This is a genomic window from Cellulomonas biazotea, assembly GCF_004306155.1.
In the GTDB taxonomy this organism is placed as follows: Bacteria; Actinomycetota; Actinomycetes; order Actinomycetales; family Cellulomonadaceae; genus Cellulomonas; species Cellulomonas biazotea.
Map to the genome: position 1 here is coordinate 1 of NZ_BIMR01000074.1, position 8,113 is coordinate 8,113.

At 74.3% G+C, this 8,113-nt stretch carries 8 protein-coding genes and 1 pseudogene; 6 read left to right on the forward strand and 3 right to left on the reverse strand.

Annotated elements, in window-relative coordinates:
- Positions 1–42 precede the first annotated feature (42 nt).
- The 5 genes from CBZ_RS06280 to CBZ_RS06300 all read left to right on the forward strand — a co-directional run bounded on the left by CBZ_RS06280 (position 43) and on the right by CBZ_RS06300 (position 4,551).
- A complete protein-coding gene (locus CBZ_RS06280; RefSeq protein WP_174768635.1) occupies positions 43–1,005 on the forward strand; it encodes a carbohydrate ABC transporter permease in 963 nt (320 codons plus the stop codon).
- Positions 1,002–1,982 carry a carbohydrate ABC transporter permease gene (locus CBZ_RS06285; protein ID WP_130780727.1) on the forward strand — a complete coding sequence of 327 codons (981 nt, stop codon included), beginning with the start codon at positions 1,002–1,004 and terminating at the stop codon, positions 1,980–1,982. Before CBZ_RS06280 ends, CBZ_RS06285 begins: the two co-directional genes overlap by 4 nt.
- A 94-nt stretch (positions 1,983–2,076) precedes the next feature.
- Entirely contained in the window at positions 2,077–3,309 is a 1,233-nt protein-coding gene (locus CBZ_RS06290) for a ferrochelatase (RefSeq protein ID WP_373862140.1), read from the forward strand.
- Between the two features lie 73 nt (positions 3,310–3,382).
- The gene (hemQ, locus tag CBZ_RS06295; protein ID WP_130780728.1) at positions 3,383–4,084 is read left to right on the forward strand and encodes a hydrogen peroxide-dependent heme synthase; all 702 of its coding nucleotides are present in this window, start codon (positions 3,383–3,385) and stop codon (positions 4,082–4,084) included.
- Between the two features lie 107 nt (positions 4,085–4,191).
- Positions 4,192–4,551 carry an META domain-containing protein gene (locus tag CBZ_RS06300; protein WP_130780729.1) on the forward strand — a complete coding sequence of 120 codons (360 nt, stop codon included), beginning with the start codon at positions 4,192–4,194 and terminating at the stop codon, positions 4,549–4,551.
- A 27-nt stretch (positions 4,552–4,578) separates the two neighbouring features.
- On the opposite strand, the gene CBZ_RS06305 is transcribed toward CBZ_RS06300, so the two are convergent.
- The 3 genes from CBZ_RS06305 to CBZ_RS20780 form a co-directional block, all read right to left on the reverse strand.
- Positions 4,579–5,622 (reverse strand): LLM class flavin-dependent oxidoreductase, encoded by a 1,044-nt coding sequence (locus CBZ_RS06305; RefSeq protein WP_246013098.1) that lies wholly within the window; start codon positions 5,620–5,622, stop codon positions 4,579–4,581.
- A gap of 43 nt (positions 5,623–5,665) precedes the next feature.
- Complete coding sequence (locus tag CBZ_RS06310; RefSeq protein WP_130780730.1) at positions 5,666–6,937, reverse strand: Glu/Leu/Phe/Val family dehydrogenase; 1,272 nt, start codon at positions 6,935–6,937, stop codon at positions 5,666–5,668.
- A gap of 77 nt (positions 6,938–7,014) precedes the next feature.
- Entirely contained in the window at positions 7,015–7,467 is a 453-nt protein-coding gene (locus tag CBZ_RS20780) for a hypothetical protein (RefSeq protein ID WP_165446678.1), read from the reverse strand.
- Positions 7,468–7,691: 224 nt separating this feature from the next.
- Between CBZ_RS20780 and CBZ_RS06320 the strand changes: the two are divergent.
- Positions 7,692–8,113 (forward strand): annotated as a pseudogene (locus CBZ_RS06320) (aldehyde dehydrogenase); the annotation flags it as partial.

An 8,113-nucleotide genomic window follows, 5' to 3' on the forward strand; every position in this document is an offset into this window, starting at 1 on the left:
GGCCCCACCGCCGCGGACCCCCGACCTCCCCAGGAAGGCCTCATGACCACGGACGACGCCGTCCTCGCCGACCGCCCGCTGGCGGCGGCCCGCCCCGCACCCCGCGTGCCGACCCGCAGCCCCGCCACGTGGGTCCGTCGCGGAGGGCTCAGCGCCCTCGTGTTCGGCCTGCCGGTCCTGCTGATCTTCGGGATCTTCTCGTGGTGGCCGATCGTGTCGGCCGTCGTGATGAGCTTCCAGGAGACGAACCTCATCGACCCGCCGACCTGGGTGGGCCTGGAGAACTTCCAGGCGATCTTCGCCGACCCGCTGCTGCCGAAGGTCGTGCGCAACACCGCGTGGTTCGCGCTGCTGGCGCTCGTGTTCGGCTACCCGGTCCCGCTGGTCGGCGCGGTGCTCATGAGCGAGCTGCGCCGCCGCAAGGGCCTGTACTCGGTGCTCGCGTACCTGCCGGTCGTCGTCCCGCCGGTCGTCGCGGTGCTGCTGTGGAAGTTCTTCTACGACCCGCGGCCCCAGGGCGTGTTCAACACGATCCTCGGCTGGGTGGGCCTCGGCCCGTACTCCTGGCTGAACGACCAGACGATGGCGATGCCGTCGCTCGTCCTGGAGGCCACGTGGGCCGCCGCGGGCGGCACGGTGATCATCTACCTGGCGGCCCTCATCAGCGTGCCGTCCGAGCTGTACGACGCCGCCGAGGTCGACGGGGCGTCGGTGTGGCGCAAGGTGTGGCACGTGACGATGCCGCACCTGCGCGGCGTCCTCTTCATCACCCTGATCCTGCAGGTCATCGGCACCGCGCAGGTCTTCCTCGAACCGTTCCTGTTCACGAACGGCGGCCCGAACCACGCGACGCTGACGGTGATGCTCTGGGTGTACCAGCTCGCGTTCACGTCCATCGGCAACCACTTCGGCGAGGCGACCGCGCTGAGCCTCCTGCTCGCGGTGTTCCTCGCCGTGCTGTCGCTCGTGTACTTCCGCCTGACCCGCAGCTGGAGCCAGTCGTGACCACCGTGCAGAACCCGACGTCGCTGCGTGCGACGCAGCCCGTCCCCGGCGACGACGTCGCCCCTGAGCAGGTGCGCCGCCGTCGCCGCCGGGCCGTCGTGGACTCGGGGGAGCGCGGTGCGCTGTCCACCGCCGACTGGCGCCGGCCGCTCGTCAAGCACACCTGGCGCACGATGCACCTGCTGCTGCTCGTGCTGCTCGTCGTCTGGTGCCTGGGCCCGCTGCTGCTGCTCGGCAAGTTCGCGTTCACACCCACGCAGGACATCCAGGCGACGCCCCTCGCGTTCTTCCCGAACGGCGCCACGACGCACAACGTCGAGATGGCGTGGAACAGGTACCACATCGGCCAGTTCTTCATGAACACCGTGTGGGTCGCGCTCGGGTCGTGGTTCGTCCAGGTGCTCGTCGCGACGACCGGCGGCTTCGTCCTGTCGGTGCTGCGGCCCGCGTGGGCTCGCGCCCTCAACTGGGCGGTGCTCGCGACGCTGTTCGTGCCGGCAGTGGTCCTGCTCATCCCGCTGTACAAGATCGTCGTCGACCCGCCCGTCGGGCCGAGCCTCATCAACAGCTACCTCGCGGTGTGGCTGCCCGCCGGGGCGAGCGCGTTCAACGTCGTGCTCGTCGCGCGGTTCTTCGACTCGCTGCCGCGGGAGGTCTTCGAGGCGGCGCGCATGGACGGTGCCGGCCCGTTCCGGCTGTTCCGCAGCATCGTCCTGCCGATGAGCAAGCCGATCCTCGGCGTCGTGTCGGTGTTCGCGGTGATCGCGTCGTGGAAGGACTTCCTGTGGCCGTTCCTCGTGCTGAAGTCCGACGCCGTCAAGCCGCTGTCGGTCTACCTGCAGTCGATGGCGAACGTCGACAAGGGCACCCTCATGGCCGCGCTGGCCATCTCGACGCTCATCCCGATCGCGATGTTCCTGGTCTTCCAGCGGATGTTCCTGCGCGGCGCCGGGCTCGGCGGGGCCGTCAAGGGGTGAGCGGGGTTTTCTGACAACGCGTCGGGTCAACGTCACGCCGCCCCCGCGCCCGCTCCGGCGGGAACGCTCGCGGGGGCGGTGCGATGATCGGACGGTGGCCCCCGACACCTCGCTGAGCACCCCTACGCCCGCTGCCGGTCCCACCGACCCGACCCTCGCGCAGCCGGCCGACGACCACTCCGCCGACCAGCCCGCCGCGCCGTACGACGCGCTGCTGCTGTACTCGTTCGGCGGCCCCAACGGCCCCGACGACGTGCTGCCGTTCCTGCGCAACGTCACCGCCGGCAAGGGCATCCCCGACGAGCGGCTCGCCGAGGTCGCCGAGCACTACCACCACTTCGGCGGCGCCAGCCCCATCAACGCCCAGAACCTCGCGCTGCAGGAGGCCCTGCGCGACGAGCTCGCCCGGCGGGGCGTCGACCTGCCCGTCGTGTGGGGCAACCGCAACTGGGAGCCGTACACGCGCGAGGCGCTCGCCGCGGCCCGCGCCGGCGGTGCGCAGCGCATCGTCGCGCTCGTGACCAGCGCCTACGCGTCGTACTCGGGCTGCCGGCAGTACCGCGAGAACCTCTGGGCCGCGCTCGGCGACGTCGCGGTCGACCTCGGGCTGCCCGACGGCGAGCAGCCGCTCGTCGCCGACAAGGTTCGGCCCTACTTCAACCACCCCGGCTTCGTGCAGGCCAACGTCGACGCCGTCACCGAGGCGTACGGCAAGCTGGACGCCGACGCCGCGGCCGGTGCACGCCTCGTGTTCGTCACGCACTCGATCCCGGACACCATGGAGGAGGCGTCGGCCGTCAGCGGCGCCACCTACAGCGCGCAGCACCTCGACGTCGCCGCGACGGTCGCCGCGGCCGTCGGCGAGCGGCTCGGCCGCGACGTCACGTGGGACCTCGCCTACTGCTCCCGCTCGGGTCCGCCCAGCCAGCCGTGGCTCGAGCCCGACGTCAACGACCACCTCGAGGCGCTCGCCGCCGACGGCGTCCGGTCGGTCGTGCTGTCGCCCATCGGGTTCATCTCGGACCACATGGAGGTCGCGTTCGACCTCGACACCGAGGCGCTCGAGACGGCCGCGACGCTCGGCCTCGCCGCGGTCCGGGCCGACACCGTCGGCACCCGGGAGCCGTTCGTCCGCGGGCTCGTCGACCTCGTGCTCGAGCGCGCCGCCCTCGCCCGCGCGACCGACGCCGGTCTCGACGCCCCGCAGGGCGCGGCCGTCGGCGCGCTGCCCGCGTGGCGCGACGTGTGCCGCCCCGGCTGCTGCCGGCAGCGCGCCGGCGAGCCCTCGGGCATCCCGGCCGCCTGCTCCACCGACCCCTGGTCCTGATCCGGCCGCCGGTCGCGCACCGGCGCCCGGTCCTGCGCCCCTCCTCGTACGCCCCACCCGAAAGGACGTCCTCGTGAGCCACGCCACGCCCGACGCCGAGGCCCTCAACGCCACGGTCCGCTACACGATGTGGTCGGTCTTCGCGCTCGAGGAGGTGCTGCCCGAGGACGACACCGAGCGCGCCCAGCTCATCGCCGCCGCGCAGGACGCCGTCGGCGCCGACGGCCTCGTCGTGCGCGGCTGGTACGACGTCGCGGGACTGCGCGCCGACGCGGACCTCATGGTCTGGTGGCACGCCGAGACCGTCGAGGAGGTGCAGGGCGCCTACCAGCGGCTTCGCGCCAGCGACCTCGGCCGGCACCTGCTGCCCGTGTGGTCCGTCGTCGGCCTGCACCGCCCCGCCGAGTTCAACCGCGCACACGTCCCCGCGTTCCTCGCGGGCGAGCCCGCCGGCGACTACCTGTGCGTCTACCCGTTCGTGCGGTCCTACGACTGGTACGTGCTGCCCGACGACGACCGCCGCCGCATGCTTGTCGAGCACGGGCAGGCCGCCCGCGACTACGCCGACGTCCGCGCCAACACCGTCTCCGCGTTCGCGCTCGGCGACTACGAGTGGATCCTCGCGTTCGAGGCGGGCGAGCTGCACCGCATCGTCGACCTCATGCGCGACCTGCGCGCCACCGACGCGCGCCTGCACGTGCGCGAGGAGGTGCCGTTCTACACGGGCCCGCGCACGACCCTCGAGGCCTGGGCGGACAAGCAGCCGCGCGGCTGACGCCCTGTGCCGCCGGACGGGTCGGGGACCCGAGGGGCGGACGGGCAGTCCGGTCGACCGGCCGCCCGCGGGGTGACCCGCGCGGCGGCCGGTGCCATGATCGGCGCATGGTCGACCTCGGCGGGACGTGGCGGTTCGAGACCCTCGGCGGCGCCGACCTGCCCCCGCAGGTGCGCCAGGCGCCGTGGCTCACGTTCGACGGCGACGGGCAGGTCTACGGTCTCGCGGGAGTGAACCGCGTGCGCGGGACGTGGCAGCTCGCGGGCGAGGACCTGACGTTCGGGCCCGTCGTGTCGACGCTCATGGCCGGCCCGGACGAGGCGATGGCGTGCGAGCGCCAGGTGCTCGACCTGCTCTCGCAGCCGCTGCGTGCCCGGTCGGACGGCGAGCGCCTCGACCTGGCGGGCGGCGGGGAAGCCCGCGCGACGCTCGTGCGCGACGACCGCGCCGCCGACGAGCCCACCTGAGCGCGTCCCGGCGGCGCGGTCGGTGCGTCAGGCGGCCGCCGTGGCCATCCCCGGCCAGCGTGCCGCGAGCGCGGCCAGCGTGCGCTCCCGGTCCGCGACGTCGAACGCCGTGCCCGTCACCATGAGCTCGTCCGCCCCGGTCCGGTCCACGAGCGCGGCGAGCTCCTCGACCGCCCGGTCGGGCGTCGTCGCGACCTGCGTGCCGGGGGACTGCGCGAAGAAGTCGGCCGCCTGCTGCGGGTCGAGCCCCGCGAGGAGCCGCTCGGCCTCGTCGGGCGACACGACGGGCGCCAGGGGGCGGTCGGTGCGCAGCGCGAGCGTCATGACGCGGCTCGGACCGGCCAGGTGCTGTGCCTCCTCCTCGGTGTCGGCGACCAGCACCGACGCGGACACCATGAGGCGCGGTGCGTCGAGCACGGTCGAGGGGCGGAACGCCTGCCGGTAGGTCTGCGCCGCCTGCAGGGTGCGTCCCGTCGCGAAGTGGTGTGCGTAGGAGTAGGGCAGGCCGAGCTCGCCCGCGAGCTGCGCGGAGAACAGGCTCGACCCGAGCAGCCACGGCTCGGGGCTCGACGTCGCCTCCGGGGTCGCGGTGAGGCGGCGCGCCGTCGCCGACGGGGCCGTCGGGCCCAGGCGGATCCCCAGCAGCGCGAGGACGTCGACGAGCTCCGCCGGGAAGTCCTCCGCACCCAGCCCGTCGACGGTCCGGCGCAGCGCGGCCGCGGTGGCCGGGTTGGCCCCCGGCGCGCGGCCGATGCCGAGGTCGATGCGGCCGGGGTGCAGGGCCTCGAGCATCGCGAACTGCTCGGCGACGACCAGCGCCGGGTGGTTGGGCAGCATGACGCCGCCCGACCCGACGCGGATGTCGCGCGTCGCGGCCGCGAGGTGCGCGACGAGCACGCCGGGCGACGTCGACGCGACCATGGGCATCGCGTGGTGCTCGGCGACCCAGAAGCGGCGGTAGCCGAGGGTGTCGGCCGCCTGCGCGAGCCGGGTCGTCGCCGCGAGGGCGTCGGCGCTGGTCTGGCCCGCGCTGAGCGGGGCGGTGTCGAGGACGGACAGGGGGATGGTCACGTCCAGGGCCAACGCGCGCGGCCCCGGACGTCATCCCGACCCGTCAGGGGTACAGGCCGCGGATCTGGTGCGCCTCCGCGACGCGCCGCACACCGATCGTCAGCGCGGCGTCTCGCATCGACACGCCCTCGGCGTGCGCGACGGCCGCGACCGACCGGTAGGACGCGAGCATGCGGTGCTCCAGGCGCTCGGCGATCTCGTGCTCCGTCCACCAGTACGCCTGGTTCGCCTGCACCCACTCGAAGTACGACACGACGACGCCGCCCGCGTTCGCGAGGATGTCCGGCACGACGACGACCCCGCGGTCCGCCAGCACCCGGTCGCCCTCGGTCGTCGTCGGGCCGTTCGCGGCCTCCACGACCCAGCGGGCCTTGACCTGCGCGGCGGTGTCGGCGTCGAGGACGCCCTCGACGGCCGCCGGGATGAGCACGTCGACGTCGAGCGTGAGCAGCTGGGTGTTGTCGACGGGCGTGCCGCCCTCGAACTCGTGCACGTGCCCGCCCGCGTGGACGTGCCGCAGCAGCGCGGGGACGTCGAGGCCGCCGGGCGCGTGCACGCCGCCGTGCTCGTCGGACACGGCCACGACGCGCGCCCCCGCCTCGGCGAGGATCCGGGCGGCGGGCGCGCCGACCTTGCCGAACCCCTGGATCGCGACGGACACCTCGTCGAGGCGGACGCCGGCGTCGCCGAGGGCGGCCTCGGCGGCGTGCACGACGCCGCGGGACGTGGCGGTCGGACGGCCGAGCGAGCCGCCGACCGTGAGGGGCTTGCCGGTCGTCACGGCGGGGATCGTGTAGCCCAGGTTGACCGAGTAGGTGTCCATCACCCACGCCATGGTCTGCTCGTTGGTCCCGATGTCGGGCGCCATGATGTCCCGCTCCGGGCCGATGATCGGCATGATCTCGCTGGTGTACCGGCGCGTGACGCGCTCGAGCTCCGACGACGTGTAGAGCGGCGGGTCGATCGTCACGCCGCCCTTCGCGCCGCCGTACGGCACGTCGACGACGGCGCACTTCCAGGTCATCCACATCGCGAGCGCCCGCACCTCGTCGACGTCGACGGACGCCGAGTACCGCAGGCCGCCCTTGCCGGGCCCGCGGGAGATGTTGTGCTGCACGCGGTACCCGGTGAACAGGACGATCTCACCGGTGTCGCGCCGCAACGGCACCGCGACGTTCATCTCGCGGCGGGGTGTCGCCAGCATGAGGTGGAGTCCCTCGTCGTAGCCGAGGATCTGCACGGCGTCGGCGAGCTGGGCCTGCGCGGTCTGCAGGGGGGTGGACTGGGGACGGGGCTGCGCTGCCTGGTCGGTCACGAGCCCACCATGCCACCGCCCGTCGGCGGCGCCACCGCGCGCCGCGCAGGATCACCCGCGCGAGGCGCCCGGCCGCGTCAGCAGATCTGCGAGTCCTCCATCGGCTTGAGGACGGACCCGCCGAGGTGGCGCGAGTGCCGCGCGGGCACGAGCACGCAGGTCCCGTAGGTGCCGTTGAGGTAGCGGCCCTTGACGAACACGTCGGAGTGCCGGCAGTTGATCGTCCGGACCGAGTAGTACGCCGGCTTGTACACGTACACGTCCGAGAGGAACGAGCAGAACTCCTCCTCGTTCTCGATCGTCGCCTGCACGCCGACACCCCGGCCCGCACCGCCGGGGGCGACCAGGACGCGGTCGGTGGTCGGTGCCGGTGCCTCGTCGGCCGCGCCGGCCGGGACGGCGACGGCGAGGCCGCCGACGACGAGGGCGAGGCTCGCGACGACCCGGGTGGCGCGGGAGACCGCGGTGGCCCGGGCGGCACGCGGCGCAGGGTCCACGGCGGGACGACGGACGGGAGGGCGAACGGTCACGGGGGCTCCCCAGGGTCGACGGCGGTGTCGCGCGTCCGCCGGCCGTGACGGACGCGCCCAGGATGGACGGCCGCCCGTACCGCGTCAAACCGGGCATCCGACCCCGTGCAGATGCTCCCACCAGGGCGCTCGGGCGCGGCACGGACGGCGCGGACGCCCCGACGGGACTACACTGTGAGACGACCCCGGGTCGGCCCCGGGGCTCCCGACGGCCAGGAGGCTCGATGCCGACGCGACAGGACCGCCCCGGTGACCCCGGCGAGGACCGCCTCGACGCCGGAGGCGCAGCGCCGACCGGGGGTGACCCCGCCGTCGATGCAGGTCCCGCGCCGTCCGGGGGCGGCCTCGCCGACGACGCGGTCCGGCTCGGGCGCCGGTGGCTCGACCGCACGTCCGCGGGGGAGACCCGTCGCGAGCGGGCGACCACGCGACGGCTCGCCGCGCTCGTCGGGTCGCCCGCGGGGCTCGAGCTCGCGGTCCGGTTCGTCGACCGGGTGGCCCGGCCGCAGGACGTGCGTGTCGCCGCGCGCGAGCTCGCGGACCTCGCCGACGTGACGGGCGCCGCCGACTTCCTCGGTCCGGCCGACCGGCTGCTGCTCGGGGCCGGGACCCGCCTCGCGACCCGCGCGCCCGACGTGGTCGTCCC